Here is a 16751-nt window from a genome sequence, read left to right on the forward strand (position 1 = left end):
ACCGCCATGCTTGCCATATCCGCTTACCGATCCTCTGCCAGCTTCGATGCTGGGAGTGACGCTTATCAGAACCTGCTGCAAAAGAAGCTGGAGATGGCGAAGAAAAACGCCGCCACCATCGACGGCTTGTCACGCCGGGCGGACTTAGACCAGAAGGCCGCCGCGCGGATGCGCATCGACGAGATCAAGAAGCAGATCGAGATGCTGAAGAAGATGCTGGCGATGTTTGGCAGCAAGGACGCCAAGGCCATGTTGCAGCAACTGAAGCAGCTGGCCAGCCAGCTGAAACAGGCGGCCGGCGTGTTGCGTACCCCAGGTGACACCAGTGTGCCGGATGTGGCAGCCACGCCGGCGGAAGACAGCGGTTCCTCCGCTACCGCCGACGATGGCTACGCCGAAGGCCGCAGCGCCTACGCCGCGCAGCAGGCCTCGGCCGATGCCGAGGCGGTGCAGATTCCCAGCGTGAGCATCGACCTGCAAGGCGCGCAAGACAGCAAATTGGTGGAAGGGGCGACGGCCGATCTGAAATCGCTGCGCGCCACGCTGGAAAAGATCGTCAAGAAACAGGAAGGCCACCTGTAAGCTGGTTTACACCCGGTGCCGCACGGGCGCGATCGACCACGACACCGTGTCCTGATCGATCATGCCGTGCACCGGCGAGTCGCGCAGCTCATCCATCAGGCGGTGCATGGACGCCGTGCCTTGCGCCACCGAATCCCAAAACAGCATGTCGACGATGGTGCCGTCTTTTTGTTCGGCCATGGTGCGGGACTGAAAGCCCGGCTGGCGCGCCAGCCACACGTCGAGTTCGGCATTGGCGGCGATAAACTCCGCGCAGGTGCAGCCGTTGAGCTGGAAGGTAGTGATTTCGATAGCGAGCGTCATGGTTTTCTGCGTGCGTGGTTGAGATGCTGTATCCTACGGCTAATGCCGCCGCTGCCGGTAGCGCCATCCTCTTAGCCTGATGCCGAATCCTCCAAATGAACCGCTTTGCCGAATTAGCCACGCTGATTGCCCGCCACGCCGTTGAAGACGGCCAGCGCCCGAGCGCCATCGATACCCTGTTCTTCGGCCGCCGCTCGGGCCGGACGGTGCCGGTGCATACGTCGCAGCAGCCGTGCTTTGCGCTGGTGGCGCAGGGCGAGAAGACGCTGACTATCGGCGAGCACGTGATGCGCTACGGCGTCGGCGACTTCCTGCTGGTGGCGATGGACGTGCCGGTGGCGTCCTGCGTTACGCTGGCCACGCCGGAGCAGCCGCACCTGGGCGTCGGCATCATCATCGACACCACCAAGCTGAAGGACCTGATGAGCCGCATCAGCATGCCGCCGTCGGCGCTGGCTGCCGCGCGTGGCTTGAGCGTGACCGTCAACCGCGCCAGCGATGCGCTGCTGGACGCGGTGCTGCGGCTGGTGCGCCTGCTGGATACGCCGGAAGCGATCCCGGCACTGGCGCCGCTGATTGAGCAAGAGATTTTGTATTACCTGCTGACCGGCCCGTGCGGCCCGCAACTGATGCATATCGCCCAGGCTGACACGCCCGGCAACAAGGTCGCCACCGCCGTCAGCTGGCTGCGCGCCAACTTCCGCGAACCGCTGCTGGTGGAGACGCTGGCGGCGCAGGCCAACATGAGCGCGTCATCGTTGCACCAGCATTTCAAGGCGATCACCGGCATGACGCCGATGCAGTATCAAAAGCAGCTGCGCCTGCACGAAGCGCGCCGCCTGATCGCGCTGGAGCACCGCGATGTCGGCACGGCCGGCTATGAGGTGGGCTACCAGAGTCCGTCGCACTTCAGCCGCGATTACAGCCGCATGTACGGCTTGCCGCCGCAGCGCGATATCGAACGCCTGCGCGATCCACAATACGCTGCGGCGTAGCCCTTACTTGCCTGTGGCCGCTTCTTCGATCAGCTTGGCGACTTCGGCCGGGTGCGAGGTCATGACCACGTGCGAGGCGCCGTCGATGACGATGGTTTTCTTCGAGTTGGCGCGCTTGGCCATGAAGTCGTGCGAGGCGGCCGGAATGTTCTTGTCGGCCTTGCCGTAGATGAACCACGACGGGATGGTTTTCCACGCCGGCGCCGGCGACGCTTCGTTCAGCGCGGCGTCGGTGATCGGACGCTGGCCCGCAGCCATCAGGCGCGCTTTGGCTTCCGGCAGGTCGGCGGCGAACTGGTTGTGGAATTTGCTTTGCTGGATGTACAGGTCTTTGCCGCCATCGGCCAGCGCGACCGGCGGCGCCAGCGTCGGGCCCAGCGTGCTGCCCGGGAATTTACCCGACAGGCCGACTGCCGTTTCACCCGCGTCCGGCGCAAACGCCGCCACGTAGACCAGCGCTTTGACATTGCTGGCGCCGGTGGCGGCGGCGCTGATCACCGAGCCGCCGTACGAGTGGCCGACCAGCACTACCGGGCCGCTGACGCTTTTCAGCACCGAGGCCACGGAGGCGGCGTCGGTCTTGACGCTGCGCAGCGGATTGGCGGCGCCGATGACGGTGTAGCCGTCTTTTTCCAGCTTGGCGGTCACGCCATCCCAGCTCGACGAGTCGGCGAAGGCGCCGTGCACCAGCACGACGGTCGGTTTGGCGTCCGCCGCGAAGGCGGTTGGGACGGCCAGCGCGCCAGCCAGTGCGGCGGCGCCAATCGTGGCACGGGCGATCAATTTTTTCATGATGTTTCCTTTTTGGCAGGGGTGAAAATGGCCGATACTACCAAGGAAATCAGCAGATAAATTGATCAATCGGGTAGTCAAGACTTTTGGCGGAGCCTGCGCTCACTTCTTAGCCTTGGAAATCTCTACCTCCCAGTCAACCCCAGACTCGATTTTGTTTTTCTCTGCATAGCTGCCCTGGTTCAGCGCGACCGCCACGTCCAGCAGGCTGTTCAGGTAGACCAGCGGCTTGCCTTTGGCGACGCCGCCAAATGTGTGCTCGTATGGCGCCACCACGGTGTTGACCAGCTTCTTGTTGTGGAAGAAGCGCACCTGCACCAGCTCGTGCTCCTTGACGTCCAGCTGGTCAAACAGCGCCTTTGGCACATTGGTCCAGACGTTGCCGTATTTGATGTCCAGCACCGGGATGATGCCGCGCAGCTTGCCGTCGCTCAGGGCCGCTTTCTGGTACGGGATCTTGATGACGGATTCGATTGGCAGCGCCGGTCCCACCTGTTCATAGCTGATGGTGCCCGACGCCAGCCGCGCGCCCACATACGCGTAGACGTCGCGGCCGTGGAAGGTGTAGGACTCGCCCGAACCGGCGCGGCGGTTGACCTTCTCGTCGATCTCGCGCAGCTCGGCCACGCCGTCGCGCTCGGCGATCAGCGTGAACTGGCCGTTGTCCGGACCGACGAAGTAGCGGCCTTCCCGGGTCTTCAACACCACCGACTTGCGCGTCGTGCCCACGCCCGGATCGATGACCGAGACGAACACCGTGCCTTGCGGCCAGTAGTTCGCGGTCTGGAACAGGCGGTAGCCGCCGACCCAGATGTCGTAGTCGGGAATGTTGTGGGTCAGGTCGGCCACCGTCAGGTTGGGGTCGACGCCGTAGGCCACGCCGTGCATGGCAGAGACCGCACCGTCCGACGTGCCGAAGTCGGTTTGCAGCACCAGCGCGTTTTTGGCGGCGAAGGCCGGCGCAGTCAGCGCCGCCGTCAGGCAGAGGGCAGGAAGGAAGTGTTTCATACGCTCCGTTGTCAGAAGGGATGGTGCCGGCGGACAGCGACCCGGGCGCCGCCGACGGTTAGTCCGGCAGGCGCTCGTTGATCGCCAGCGCGCGGTCGATGTTCTTGATCAGCAGATCGACATACTTTGGATCGAGGTGATGGCCGGCCACTTCGCGCAGGTGCTCGATGACTTTTTCGATCGGCCAGGCTTCCTTGTAGCAACGCTTGTGCATCAGCGCGTCGAACACGTCGGCCACGGCGACAATGCGCGCGTACAGGTGGATGTTCTCGCCCTTCAGGCCTTGCGGATAGCCGCTGCCGTCGTATTTCTCGTGGTGCTGGTGGGCGATGACGGCAGCCGCCTTCAGGATCGGGCGCTGCGACCCATCGAGGATCGACAGGCCAACGGCCGGGTGCTGCTTCATGATTTCCCACTCGGCCGCATCCAGCTTGCCCGGCTTGAGCAGCACCGCGTCCGGCGTGGCGATCTTGCCGATGTCGTGCATCGGCGCGGCGTGGCGCAGCACCGCCACTTCGTCTTCCGGCAGGCCGGCTTCCTGCGCCAGCAGATGGCACACTTCGGCCATGCGGCGCACGTGGTTGCCGGCCTCGTTGGAGCGCGATTCGACGACGTCGCCGAGACGCATGATGAGTTCGGCCTGGGTGTCGGTGATCTCCTGGCTCAGCAGGATGTTGTCGAAGGCGATGGCGACGCCCGAGCAGAACACTTCCAGCAGCTTGGTGTCGATTTCCGAAATTTCCGCCACGCCCTTGAGCACCAGCAGCGACGCCTTGCCGCTGGCGTTGGGGAAGTAGCCGATGTAGGTGTCGCCTTCGACGCGCGAAATCTGGTTGCTCTTGGCGGCGTCGATCTGCGCCAGCACTTCCGGCGACAGCAGGGTGCCGTCTTCATCGCCGATCTTGGCCAGGATTTCGTAATCGTTCTCGCCGCTGATAGCGGTAGCACCGCGCAGGCGCAGCAGCATGCTGTGTTCCAGGCGCAGCAGCGCCACGACTTGTTGCAGCAGGCCGTTGGCGAAGTCTTTCAGATTGCGTTGGCGGAAGATGTGCGAGGAGGCGGCGATCACGCGCTCCAGGCCTTCGCGGTAATTGACCTGGGCGCGGTGGGCTTCCTCCACCTTCATGATGTCGCGGTAGGCGCGCAGCGCGGCGAAGGTGGTGGTGAACAGCTTGGTGCGGTCCAGCTCGGTTTTTTCTTTGTAGTCGTTGATGTCGTAGTTGACGATCACGCGCTCTTCCGGCGCCTGGCCGGGCTGGCCGGTGCGCAGCACGATGCGGGTGAACTGGTTGTCCAGGTCCTGGCGCATCCAGCGCGCCACTTCCAGGCCGCTGTCTTCCTTTTCCATCACGACGTCGAGGAACACCAGCGCGATGTCGGACTCGCGCGCCAGCACTTCCTTGGCTTCGGCGCCGCTGTAGGCGTGCACGAAGCTCAGCGCGCGGCCGTCGAGGCGGAAGCGGCTCAGCGTCAGTTTGGTGATGTCATGAATGTCCGGTTCGTCGTCTACCAACAGGACTTTCCATGGTGCTAACTTGGGCGAGGCAGATGACAGAAAAGACATATGAACAGATTCCGCAAATTGTTTCAGCTGAATGACACCCGATTGTAGTCTGACCCACAGCCATTAACAACAGGCAATAAATATTCCTGTTGCTCTGCACAACACCTTGGCGGCGTTACTGTACGCTGCGATACATAAGGACACCGCAACCGCCTTTTTGCGCTGAAGTTCACACTCAACAATACTTTGTTTTTAACAATATTGCTATCGAAAAACAAAGATTTTTGCAAAGTGTGGTGGGGATGCTAGTCGGCGGCGGATTTCTGCGGGGCGCGCAGCTGCTCGAGGATGGTCTCGGCGGCCTGTTCCGCGTGCGCTTGCGCGTCCGCTTCGCAGGTGCAGGGCAGGTCGGCCATGACGCGCTGTTTGGGGTAGACCTCGTCCATGTGCATCGGGTTGGCGGACGGCGCCAGGATCGCCACGTAAGCGCCCCAGTGGTCGGTACCCGGCAGTGGTTCGGCGGTGAATTCGATTTCGTATCCGTCTATGGTTTTGGTCGGCATGATTGCTCCTTGCTGGCGGCCTATGGGGCATGCTACTCCAGCCAGCAAATCGGCGACGCGCGCAACGTGTATAGTTGCCGCAATATCATTGAAGAATTCATTACATGAGGCATCGGGCTCGGCCGCTTTGGCCGTTGGGTATTGCTGCACTGATACATGGTGTGGCCGTGCTGTTGCTGCTGCGATCGCCGCAGCGGGCGGTGGAGGTAGTGCCGACATCATGGCGCAGGCGCGACTTGCGCAAGATCGATAAGGAGATCCTGGGCCGTATGCCTGCCATCCCGGCGCAACGCCCAAAGGGCTGCGCGTTAAAGAATGGGAGCGCTTAGCAGGCGGTCGTCACCGCCTTTCGGTGTGCCGCGGCCGTCGGTGTTGTTGGTGATCATGTAGAGCCTGCCGTCGGGGGCGACGGTGACGTCGCGCAGGCGGCCGTATTGTTGGACGTAGAATTCCGATGACGTGCCGGGTGCCGAGAGCGGTACTTTGCGTAGCCGTTCGCCGCGCAGGTTGGCGATGTAGAGGTTGCCGCCACTGATGGCGATGCCGCTCGGGCTGGCCTCGGCGGTCGGCCATTGCTGGAGCGGATCGGTGTACCGGCTGTTGCCGGCCTTGCCTTCGACCGTAGGCCAGCCGTAGTTGCCTCCGGCTTTGATCAGATTCAGTTCGTCCCAGGTGTTCTGGCCGAACTCGGATGCGTACATGGCGCCATCGCTGGCCCATGCCAGTCCCTGCACGTTGCGGTGGCCGTAGCTGTACACGTAGGAGCCAACAAAAGGGTTGTCGGCCGGCACGCGGCCGTCCGGCGTCAGGCGCAGGATTTTGCCGCCGAGTGAGTTGAGATCCTGTGAGCGGCTGGTGGCGCCGGCATCGCCGGTGGAGGCGTACAGCATGCCGTCGGGGCCGAAGGCGAGGCGTCCGCCATTGTGGTTGCTGCCGGCGGGGATGCCGCTCAGGAGCGGTTGCGCCGTGCCGAGGCGCGTGGCGGCGCCGGAGCCGGTCAGCGGATAGCGCGCGATACGGTTCTCGGCGCCGGCGGTGAAGTAGGCGTACAGGTAGCCGTCCCGCACGGCGATGCCGAGCAGGCCGCCTTCGCCGGTGCCGCTCACGCCGCTGAGGGTGGCGATGGCGGTCAGCGCGCCATTCGCGTCCACCGCCTGGATGCGCGCCGTGCCGCGTTCGCTGATCAGCGGCGTGCTGCCATTAAAGGCGATCGACCAGGGGATTTGCAGGCCGGTGGCCAGCACGGTGGGGCCGCCGGAGGGAGCGGTCGGCGTGGTCGGCGGCAGCGGCGTCGTTGTGCTGCCGGCACCGGAACTGCCGCCGCAGCCGGCGATGTTGAATGCGAGGATGACGGCGCAAGCGTGTTTCAACATGATCGTTCTCCGTTGACGAGCTGTCTGCGCATTATCGGCCGCATCGGCCGGCGCGCGCCGCACGGTAGCTTGCGGTGCCCCCAAAACGGAAGGGTCTGACCCCGTACGGGGTCAGACCCTGGCGCCAGCGGTGTGCGGGTTGCGCAGGTGCCGCGAGCGCCGGACGGATCAGCTGAAGCTCAGGCCCGGGAAGCCGGTCAGGTAGCCGACTGCCGCGCCGTAGCGGTCGCGGTAGTTGGCGCGGATCAGCGGGTCGAGCGTGGCTTGCACTTTGCCGTGCAGCGCCGATTCCCAGTCGCCGGCGTGCTGGAAGTTGCTCATGATGTAGGCGAAGCCGTTGATGTCGTCCACCGCATGCAAGCCGGTCGATTCGGCGCCCGACGGCGTCGACAGGATGCGCGTGAGCGCCTTGGTGTCGACGTTGTAGGCCCACAGGAAGTTGTTGACGTGGGTGCCGCTGTCTTCACCGATGAACAGCGTGCGCAGCTTCTCGGAGAACTTGATGTTGTCCGGGTTGGCCACTTTGTCCGGATTAGCCAGGTTGCCCAGCGCATCGGCGGTTTTCAGGTCTTCCGACAGCAGCGCCGGCACGGCCGCCATGTCGACCGGCACCCATTCGCTGTTGATGGCGGCGCCGGTGTTGTCCACCTGGCCGGCCTTCATATTCAGCGCGTAGACGGCGCCGGCGCTGGGGCCCTTGATCGAGATGCCGCCCGAACCGTTGGTCATGGCCGAGCCGATCGCGGCAATCGCCGAGTAGGCGATCTTGTCCTTGGCGTTGACGGTGGTGCCTTCCATTTTGGTGAAGCCCATGCTGCCGCCCTTGAGCGCGGCGTAGCGGTGGGTTTCCAGGAAGGCGGCCGCCTTCTCCATGCCCGGCACGATCTTGACCCAGTTGAATTTGCCGCTGAACGGAATCTTGGTGTACGACGCGTCCGCCGGATCGGCGGTTTTCACGTCCATGATGTCGGCGGCCTTCAGCTGGTCGGCCAGGGCCTTGATCTCGGCCGAGGTGGCGCTGCCCAGCTTGATCCACGACAGCGTGGCCGAGCCGCCGTTGTCGGTGGTTTTCTGGTTCCACTTGGCGACATACAGCGTGCCGCTCGACAGGTCCCTGGCCTTGTCGGCCACGAACATGAACAGGCCGCCGTTGGTGGCGTCGTCGCCCATCAGCGTGGTGCGTTCGTCCGGCATCACCTGCACCAGTTCGTGCGAGATGCGGCCCAGGCAGTAGTGCTTCTTGCAGCTGCCGGTGCCGTCCGGGTTGACGGTGATTTCCGGCAGGTGGCCGTAGTGGTAGGGGTTGGCCTTGGTGGCGTCGCCATACAGGTTGGTGCTGAAGTTGGCGAACTGGGTGTTGCTGGCGATGGTGGTCGCATCCGGCTCGTACTCTTCGCTCGACAGGTGGGTGTTCCATGGCGACCGGCTGGCGCCGCAGGTGATCCACAGGCCGTTGGCCGGGCTGGTGTCGACGTTGTGGTATTTCACCAGCGTCAGCGCGCCGGTGGCCTTGTCCTGGTCCAGCGTCAGCACGGCGATCGGCGATGGCAGCATGCCGTACACCGAGTCGCCCTTGACGTTGCGGGTGGTGTATTCAAACTGCACCACGGCGAACACGGCGTTGCCCTTGATGCCGGTGACGGTGGTTGAGGCCAGCTTCAGCAGCGAGGTGCCGTCCGGCGCGTCGGAGAAGAACTGGCGCGAGTTCGGATCGGTCTTGTCCAGGATCGGCTTGTTGTTGATGTCCCAGTAGCCGCCGGCCAGGGTGGTGCCGCCGCTGCCGTTCGGCACTTGCGCGCCGGTGATGAAGAAGGTCTGGTAGGCCAGGCCGTACGGTACGGTCTTGCCGTCCGAGTACAGCGCCTGCATGGCCGAGGCGACCGTGGTGGTGGCCATTTTCGGCGCGTCGGCCAGGGTCGGCGCGGCCATGCCGGAGAAGCTGACCGACATCAGTTGCGGCGCCGGCGCGGCGGTGTCGCCGCCACCGCAGGCGGCCAGCAGGGCGGCGGTGGCGCTGCCGCCCGCCAACGGCAGCAATGGCGCGCCGGACAGGAATTTGAGAAGGCTGCGGCGGGAGGAATCAAGTTGCTCGGTCATGGTAAATACCCTGTTGTAGTTTGGAGGCCGATCCATGTGCCTGGCTGGCATCATGCGAAGCAGTGGCTGGGCTTCGACGGCGGCAATCTTAACGATTTGGTATGACAGGACTGTGACATTGCGATACAAAGCGATACATGCCGATACGTGGGGCGGAATGGCCGGCGATTGGTAACAAACTTATTCAGCGCGGGCGCGCGGCGGGGAAAAGGTCTATATTGACTGCATCAACTATGCAAGGAGAGGCAAATGCGCCCAATGACCCGAACCGTGCTGGCCGCTGTCGTGGCGTTGCTGGCCTCGAGCGCCGCGCTGGCGGAAGTGACCGTCACTTACACCAAGCCGGACGACTACACCGATCTGGCGCGCGGCGAATATGACCGCGAGCGCGTGCTCAAGCAGTTCACCGATTATTTCGCCACGCTGGAGAAGAAGCTGCCGGCCGGCGAAAATCTGAAGATCGACGTGCTGGACATCGACCTGGCCGGCCGCATGTACCCGCGCCGCAATGGCGACGAGATCCGTGTGCTGAACGGCGGCGCCGACTGGCCGCGCATGCACCTGCGCTATACGCTGGAGAAGGACGGCCAGGTGCTGCGCAGCGGCGACGACAATATCGCCAACATGAATTACCAGCAGAGCCGTTCCAGCTATTTCGACAGCGATCCTCTGCGTTACGAGAAGCAGATGCTGGATGACTGGTTCAACAAGGCGATCGTGCCGAAGGTGGCGGCGAAGTAAGCCGGCTCAGTCGAGCCGGTTCACCTTGGGAAACTTGGACAGGAACGCCGGCGGCATCGGCGTCACCTGGCCGCTGTGGTAATTGAAGAACACAAACCCGTACTTGGCCAGCGCCACCAGCTTGCTGTCCTGCGGCCGGCTGACGCGGAACACGATGTCGCCGCCGTACTGGTTGAAATCCATCACGCCGACATCGAACACCAGCAGGTCGCGCGCGTGCGCCTCGGCCTTGTAGGTGGTGGCCAGGTCGGTGACGATGATGCCCACGCCGTCCGGTCCGGTCTCCTGCACGCCGTACTCGAACAGGAAGCGCGCGCGGGCTTCCGAAATCATCGAGATCATCGAATCGTTGCCCAGGTGGTTGGCGCCGTTGATGTCGGTGGCGCGCACGGTCAGCTGGGTGGAGAACAGAAACAGGTGGTCTGGAAAATCCAGTTTGAGGCGGGCCATGACGGTGTTTCCTTGAGTGTGGCGCTGATTCTTGCCCAGTCGATTACCCTTTTGGGGTAAGAGAGCGCCTGCATTTGTGTGTACGATCAGGGTTGTCAACTTTGAAAGGGACACACCATGATCTACGGTTTAACTTACCTCGGTGTCATTCACACCCTGATCAGCCTGGTGGCGGTGTTTGCCGCGCTGATTTCCTTCGTGCGCTACAAAGGCATTGTAGCCAACAGCACGCTGGGACGGACCTATATCTGGACCACCGTCTTCACCTGCCTGACCGGCTTCGGCATCTTCCAGCATGGCGGCTTCGGCAAGCCGCATGTGCTGGGCATTCTCACCCTGCTGGTGCTGGGCCTGGCCTGGCTGGCGGACCAGCGCAAGTTCGGCGCCAAGTCGGCCGCCGTGTCCACCGTCAGCTACTCGCTGACCTTTTTATTCCATATGATACCGGCGGTGACGGAAACCAGCACCCGGCTGCCGTTGGGGGCGCCGTTGCTGTCGAGCGCGGAGGCGCCGGAACTGAAGACTGTTACCGGCGTGATGTTCCTGCTGTTCCTGATTGGCGTGGTGCTGCAATTGCGGCGCCTGAAGAAGGGCGCCGCAAGCGGCCTGGCGGCGGCTTAAAACGATTACAGCAGTTCGCCCAGGAACACCAGCGAGTGGCCGTGCGCCTGCGCGCTGGCGCGCTGCTGGTAGGACGCCCGGTGATTGCAATTGAAGCCGTGCTCGGCGCCTTCGTAGACGTGGATCTCAACCTGCTCGTTGCTGTCGAAGGTTTCGGCGATGCTCTTCACGGCTTCCTGCGGGATGTGGCTGTCGGCGGCGCCGAAGTGCATCAGCAGCGGCACCTTGATTTCCGGGGCGCGGTCCAGCGCGTTCTGGATGCCGCCGCCGTAGTAGGCCACGGCCGCATCGACCAGGCCGTTGGCGGCGGTATGGTAGGACAGCAGGCCGCCGAAGCAGAACCCGAGCGAGGCCACTTTGGCGCTGCCGACAGCGTCCAGGCCGCGCAGCACTTTGAGCGTGGCGGCGATGTCCAGCAGCGCCGTGTCGGTGTCGGTCGCCTGCTTCAGTTCGACTGCGCGGTTCCAGTTGGTTTCGTCGTAGCCCAGTTCGATGCGGGCGCCCTGGCGCCAGAACAGGTCCGGCGCGATCACCACGTAGCCGTCGGCGGCGTACTGGTCGGCGACGTTGCGGATATGCTGGTTGACGCCGAAGATTTCCTGCAGCAGCACGATGCCGGGGCCCTTGCCACCGCGCGGCAGCGACAGGTAGGCGCCGAACTTGCCGTCGGCGGTGTCAATATCGATCCACTGGGAATTGGTTTCCATGATGTCCTTGCTTGGTCTGGTTCACAAAACGGCCATCGTACCCCGTTTTGCGCGGCCTTGCAGCGCCGCTCAGTTATACACCTCGCGGGTGTAGATCACCGGGCCGGAGCGGAAATTGCCGAAGGTGAGGCTGGCGGGCGGATCGTACAGCGGCAAGTACGGGAACAGGGCCTGCAGCGAAGCCTTCAGACTGAGCTTGACCGTGCCGGAGGCCTTGGGCATGGCCACCATCAGCAACCCCTTGCCGTTCTTGAGCGTGAGCGGGGTGCTCACCAGCCGCAAGGCGGTGCAATCGAGCGTGCCGGTGCAGGTCTTGAAGTCGCCGTCGGTGGCTTGCACTGCCACACTGAAGGGCTGCTGCGTCGACGGAAACGCCGGATTGAATAGCCAGGCGCTGGCAGCGCTGGAATAGTACATGGCCTTGGCTTCGACCGGCAGGTTGGTGGTGGGCAGGCCCAAGGCATTGGCCAGCGCCAGGCGGCCGCTGACCACGGTAAGCGGCGGTTCGGCCGAACCGGGGCGCGACGAGCTGGCGCCATCGGTGTCGGTGACGCGCAGGTAGATGGTGGTCGGCGGGCAGGTGGCGGCGGTGGGGCAGGGCGCGGCCGGCGCCGGTGGGGCGGGATCGAATTCCAGCGCCGGCAACGGCGAGGTAACCAAGGTCCCCACGCCGGTGTTCGGATTGGTGGCAAACAGGAAGGTGGAAGGCGCGATCACCTTGAAGCTGTTGCTGGCGGCGCCGTTCGCCGTCTGCGCGGGCGACAGGGTGATGCTACGCGCCACGTCTTCCGCATCGACGGTGCCGGTGGTTTTGAGGCGATAGTTCTCGGAGCCATTGCTGGCATCCTTGTAGGCCTTGACCTGCACCGCGAACGGCTGCTTGGAATAGACCAGACGACCGCTGCTGCCGTCCGCACAGGGATTGCTGTAGCCGCCGACATTGGCGCAGCTCATCGGCGCCCCGGCCGGCAGCACCACGTCAAAGTGATGCGGCGCCAGGCGCAGGTCGACGGTGCCGACCGTGCGGAAGCTGTTGAGCGCAGTCTTGCCCATGTAATAGCTGCTGCTGTTGGCCAGCTTGGCATTGAGCGTGATGACGCCGGTTTCGTTGTAGATCCACAGCCCGCTGTTGCCGGCCGTGCTGGCGCCGACGCCGTCGACGATCGGCGCGAAGGTGCCGATAGTAGCGGTGGGATTGCGGCCGTCGCTCGGCAGCTTCAGCACGATCGGACTCATGGTGAACGACTCCGCCGACTTCTCTTTGCCGAAGTTGGGCGTGACCTTGTTGGCGGCGTTGAACGCCGTCACGGTGAGGCGGAATGGATCGCCTGCGCGGGCGAAGGCGACTGCGGAACCATTGACGACGGTGCCGCCCAGCGTCACCACCGGATCGGTGGCGGCGACGATCTGGAACTTCGCCGGCGCGGCGGTAAAGCTGGTGCTGCCGGCCACGTCGATGCTGTTGGCGCTGTAGGCGGCCGCCACATTCACCAGTCCGACGTCCGGATATTGCAGCGGCACGCTGGCCAGACCATTGGCGTCAAAGCTGACGTTGACCGGCGTCGTGCCGCCGTTACAGGCGGTCGCGGTTGGCGTGCTGCCAAGCGTCAACGGCTGTGTGCCTCTGACCGGGTCCGAATAGCTGCAGCTGAAATTGAGCTTGGCGCTGCCCTGGGCCAGTGGCACGCAGAACGCGTTGTTGGGACCGGCCTTCTTGATCTGAATCGACAGCGTCGCGCTGGTCATCGACACGTGGTCCGGCGCGCTCATGGTCAGGCCGCTGGCGGCGAAAGTCATGTCGCAGGAATTGCCGCCGCTGGTGTTGACGCACTTGGTGCCGGTGCCGGCCGACAGTGTGGTGGTGCCGGCGCTCGTCTGGCTGACCGTGGCATTGGTGTCGCCGTTGATGGTGACCTGGCCGCCGCCCGGCGTCAGCGTGATGGTGGTGCTGCCGGTGTAGGCGATCGAGCAGTCGCTGTTGGCGCAGGCGCGCAATTTCACCGTGGCCGGTTCGCAGGTCAGGCCTTTGCCGTCGTGGGTGATCTGGATATGGTCGGGGCCGCTGGGAGCGGGGGCGCCGCAGGTCGGCTGGTAATTGGAATCTGCCTTGGTCACGCAGCTGCAACCCTTGGCGCCGGGGCCGGTGCAGGTGATGGTCTTGCTGACACTGTTGCCCCAGTCGATATAGATCGCATTGACCGCCGCGTTGCCGTTGATGATGGCATTGCTGGAGCGGGTGACCACGTTGCGCGCCGACAGGTCGCCGTTGATGGTGGTGCCCGAACCCATGTCGACATCGCCGGTGACGGTGGTATTGCCGTTGATGACGGCGTTGGAGGCGCGCATGGTCAGCCCGCCGGTCTCGACCTTGCCGGTGATGGCGGTGCCGCTGCCCATGTCGAGCGAGGTGGTGGCCGTGATGTCGCCCTTGACCGTGATGTTGGAGGCATTCAGCGTCACCACCGGCGAGGTGATGTTGCCTGTGACCGAACTGCCCGAACCGAGCGTGAACGAATTGCTGGCGTTGACGTCGCCGTTCAGCGTGGCCGGCGAGTTAGTCTGCACCGTATAGGCGCTGATGCTGCCGTTGACCTTGATGCCCGAGCCGAGATCGGCCACGCCGCTGCTGTTTTTAGGCAGTGTGAGCGAGCCGTTGATGGTGACGCTGGAATTGGTGGTGATGCTGGTGGCGCTGACCGCGCCGTTGATGGTGTTGCTGGAGCTGAGGTTGATGCTGCCCTTGACCGTCACCGGTCCCAGCGTGGTGCTGGAGCCGGTGGTCAGCGAACCGGTGCCGGTGGTGATGACCGCCCCGGTAATGGTGGTGTTGGAGCCGAGGTTGATGTCGCCGCTGGTGGTGACCGTGCCGCCGATGTAGGTCGAGGCGCCGGCGGTGGTCAGCGTGGCGGCGGTGACATTGGCGGTGATGCTCTGCGCACTGGCGCCCAGCTTGAAGTTGCCGGCGGCGGCCAGCGTGCCGCCCGTGACGTTGAGGCCATTGGAGGCGGAGAGGTCGATATTGCCGGTCGATTGCAGCACGGCGCTGCCGCTCATGCTCAGGCCTTGGGCGTAGGCCAGCGAGACGTCGCCGCTGATGATCACGGTATAGCCGCTGCTGATGACGGCCGTATCATTCGTGCCCAGCGGCAGCGCGGCGCATTTGTAGACGGTGCCGGTGAGCGGGCAGATCGGCACGGTGTTGCTGCCGTTGAAGTTGACGTTGGCGGCCGAGGCGACGCCGGCCAGCAGCAAGGCCGCAGCGGCCATACCCCAGCGGCCGCGCCGCAACATGATCAAAACATTAAGCCACACGAATATCCCCGGTTGTCCATCCTGCCTGAATTATAGGCGGACACGAGGAGTTTCCGTGTGGCAGTTTTTTAACGTTTAACCTTGGCGAAGGCGTCCCCGGCCTTCCAGGTTTGCATTTTGGGCGTATTGGCCACTTCGTAGCCCAGGTTCAGCGTGAACTGCGCCTGCTGCACCATGCCGGACAGATCCCAGTCGGCGTGGTATTCATCCGACGGCTGGTGGTAATCCTGTTTGAACGCCACCAGGCGCGCGCGCGATTTGTCCTGGTCCTTGACGAAGTCGAAGTAGCCGTCACCCGAGAACACCGCCGAACCGACGTTGAAGGCCGGGATGCCGGCCTTGGCAAAATTGAAATGGTCGGCGCGGAAGTAGGCGCCCGACAGGTCCGGAATGGCCGGCGCCAGCGTCAGCCCCATTTTCCTGGCCACCACGCCTGCCGCTTCGTACAGGCTGCTGCGCTCGGCGCCGGCGACGCCGATGTCACGCGTCTTGCCGACGAAGTTCATGCTGTCGAGGTTGAGGTCGGCCGTGGTCTTGTCCAGCGGCCAGGCCGGATGCCTGACGTAGGCGGCGCTGCCCAGCAGGCCGGTTTCCTCGGCCGCCGGCCACAGGAACACCTGGGTGCGCTTGGCTGGATGCTTGACGGCTTCCTGCGCCATGGCCAGCAGCGCGGCCACGCCGGAGGCGTTGTCGATGGCGCCGTTCCAGATATGGTCGCCCTTGGCGGCTTCGTCGATGCCCAGGTGATCCCAGTGGGCCGAGTAGACCACCGCTTCCGATTTCAGCTTGGGGTCGGCGCCGGGCACGATGCCGACCACGTTGAATTGTTCGATCTGGCGGATCTTGCTCTTCAAATCCGCGTGCAGCTTGATTTTAAGATCGACCGGGCGGAAGTCGCGGCGCTCGGCGTCGGCGCGCAGCTTGTCGAGGTCAAAGCCGCCGGCGGCGAACAGCGCGCGCGCCGTGTCTTCCTGTACCCAGCCTTCGATCGGGTTGCCGCTGCCGGCCAGGTGGAAACGCTCGTGACTGAAGCTGGTGGCCGGCACGCTCCACGCGTAGGAGGCGGACGGCGTGGTGTGGATCAGCAGCGCGCCGGCCGCGCCCTGGCGCACCGCTTCCTCAAACTTGTACAGCCAGCGGCCGTAGTAGGTGTAAGCCTTGCCGGCGAAGCGGTTGGGTTCCTCGGCGGTCGGCTGCGGATCGTTGACCATCATGACCAGGATCTTGCCCTTCATGTCGATGCCCTTGTAGTCGTCCCACTTTTCTTCCGGAGCGACCGCGCCGTAGCCGACGAACACCAGCGGCGCATCGATGGTGACTTCTTCCTTGCCGCCGAAGGTGCCGTAGACGATGTCGCTGCCGTTGGCCGGCGTCAGGATCTTGCCACTGTCGGCGGTGAAGCGCACAAAGCTGGACGGCAGCAGCTTGGTGCCCTCCATTTTTACGGACTGACGGTAGGTGCCGTCGGCCAGCGGCTTGAGGCCGATGACGGCGGCCTGCGTCTCCAGATAGCGCACGGCGAGATCGCCACCGCGCTGGCCGGTGCCGCGCCCTTCAAACAAATCGTCGGCCAGGAAGGACAGGTGCGCGCGCAGCGGCGCTTCGGCGACAACCGGTTGCTGGGCGTGGGCTTGCAGGGCCAGGCCGGCGGCCAGGGCGATCAGGGAACGACGCATGTTTACTCCATAGTCTGATGCGGAAAG

The 16751-nt window shown here is 64.1% G+C and carries 15 protein-coding genes; 4 read left to right on the forward strand and 11 right to left on the reverse strand.

From position 1 onward, the window contains the following. Nucleotides 1-6: 6 nt before the first annotated feature. On the forward strand, nucleotides 7-582 hold the full coding sequence (locus GTP55_RS19240; protein WP_161046479.1) for a hypothetical protein: 576 nt from the start codon (nucleotides 7-9) through the stop codon (nucleotides 580-582). A 6-nt stretch (nucleotides 583-588) separates the two neighbouring features. On the opposite strand, the gene GTP55_RS19245 is transcribed toward GTP55_RS19240, so the two are convergent. Then, complete coding sequence (locus tag GTP55_RS19245) at nucleotides 589-885, reverse strand: hypothetical protein (protein ID WP_161046480.1); 297 nt, start codon at nucleotides 883-885, stop codon at nucleotides 589-591. 95 nt (nucleotides 886-980) lie between these two features. Here GTP55_RS19245 and GTP55_RS19250 point away from each other — a divergent pair, with 95 nt between their 5' ends. After that, entirely contained in the window at nucleotides 981-1880 is a 900-nt protein-coding gene (locus tag GTP55_RS19250; protein ID WP_161046481.1) for an AraC family transcriptional regulator, read from the forward strand. A 3-nt stretch (nucleotides 1881-1883) separates the two neighbouring features. Here GTP55_RS19250 and GTP55_RS19255 read toward each other — a convergent pair whose 3' ends face one another. The 6 genes from GTP55_RS19255 to GTP55_RS19280 form a co-directional block, all read right to left on the reverse strand. After that, the gene (locus GTP55_RS19255) at nucleotides 1884-2672 is read right to left on the reverse strand and encodes an alpha/beta fold hydrolase (RefSeq protein WP_161046482.1); all 789 of its coding nucleotides are present in this window, start codon (nucleotides 2670-2672) and stop codon (nucleotides 1884-1886) included. A 102-nt stretch (nucleotides 2673-2774) separates the two neighbouring features. After that, nucleotides 2775-3680, reverse strand: coding sequence for an SAM hydrolase/SAM-dependent halogenase family protein (locus GTP55_RS19260; protein ID WP_161046483.1), 906 nt, complete (start codon nucleotides 3678-3680; stop codon nucleotides 2775-2777). A gap of 58 nt (nucleotides 3681-3738) precedes the next feature. Next, nucleotides 3739-5244 (reverse strand): HD domain-containing phosphohydrolase, encoded by a 1506-nt coding sequence (locus GTP55_RS19265; RefSeq protein WP_161046484.1) that lies wholly within the window; start codon nucleotides 5242-5244, stop codon nucleotides 3739-3741. 245 nt (nucleotides 5245-5489) lie between these two features. Continuing rightward, nucleotides 5490-5747, reverse strand: a complete 258-nt coding sequence (locus GTP55_RS19270) for a hypothetical protein (RefSeq protein WP_161046485.1) — start codon at nucleotides 5745-5747, stop codon at nucleotides 5490-5492. Nucleotides 5748-6055: 308 nt separating this feature from the next. Next, nucleotides 6056-7120 carry a PQQ-dependent sugar dehydrogenase gene (locus GTP55_RS19275; RefSeq protein WP_161046486.1) on the reverse strand — a complete coding sequence of 355 codons (1065 nt, stop codon included), beginning with the start codon at nucleotides 7118-7120 and terminating at the stop codon, nucleotides 6056-6058. A gap of 168 nt (nucleotides 7121-7288) precedes the next feature. After that, nucleotides 7289-9217 (reverse strand): PhoX family protein, encoded by a 1929-nt coding sequence (locus GTP55_RS19280; protein WP_161046487.1) that lies wholly within the window; start codon nucleotides 9215-9217, stop codon nucleotides 7289-7291. Nucleotides 9218-9466: 249 nt separating this feature from the next. On the opposite strand from GTP55_RS19280, the gene GTP55_RS19285 reads away from it, so the two are divergent. Further along, a complete protein-coding gene (locus GTP55_RS19285; RefSeq protein ID WP_161046488.1) occupies nucleotides 9467-9958 on the forward strand; it encodes a DUF3016 domain-containing protein in 492 nt (163 codons plus the stop codon). A 6-nt stretch (nucleotides 9959-9964) separates the two neighbouring features. Here GTP55_RS19285 and GTP55_RS19290 read toward each other — a convergent pair whose 3' ends face one another. Continuing rightward, nucleotides 9965-10408: a thioesterase family protein gene (locus tag GTP55_RS19290; protein ID WP_161046489.1), complete on the reverse strand. Its 444-nt coding sequence runs from the start codon at nucleotides 10406-10408 to the stop codon at nucleotides 9965-9967. A gap of 117 nt (nucleotides 10409-10525) precedes the next feature. On the opposite strand from GTP55_RS19290, the gene GTP55_RS19295 reads away from it, so the two are divergent. After that, nucleotides 10526-11029 carry a DUF2306 domain-containing protein gene (locus tag GTP55_RS19295; RefSeq protein WP_161046490.1) on the forward strand — a complete coding sequence of 168 codons (504 nt, stop codon included), beginning with the start codon at nucleotides 10526-10528 and terminating at the stop codon, nucleotides 11027-11029. 5 nt (nucleotides 11030-11034) lie between these two features. Here GTP55_RS19295 and GTP55_RS19300 read toward each other — a convergent pair whose 3' ends face one another. From GTP55_RS19300 to GTP55_RS19310, 3 genes are all read right to left on the reverse strand, one after another. Further along, nucleotides 11035-11736 (reverse strand): dienelactone hydrolase family protein, encoded by a 702-nt coding sequence (locus tag GTP55_RS19300; protein WP_161046491.1) that lies wholly within the window; start codon nucleotides 11734-11736, stop codon nucleotides 11035-11037. A 69-nt stretch (nucleotides 11737-11805) separates the two neighbouring features. Next, on the reverse strand, nucleotides 11806-15048 hold the full coding sequence (locus tag GTP55_RS19305; RefSeq protein WP_161046492.1) for a DUF6701 domain-containing protein: 3243 nt from the start codon (nucleotides 15046-15048) through the stop codon (nucleotides 11806-11808). A gap of 68 nt (nucleotides 15049-15116) precedes the next feature. Then, nucleotides 15117-16724: a M28 family peptidase gene (locus GTP55_RS19310; RefSeq protein ID WP_161046493.1), complete on the reverse strand. Its 1608-nt coding sequence runs from the start codon at nucleotides 16722-16724 to the stop codon at nucleotides 15117-15119. Nucleotides 16725-16751 lie beyond the last annotated feature (27 nt).

Source organism: Duganella margarita (genome assembly GCF_009857535.1).
In the GTDB taxonomy this organism is placed as follows: Bacteria; Pseudomonadota; Gammaproteobacteria; order Burkholderiales; family Burkholderiaceae_D; genus Rugamonas; species Rugamonas margarita.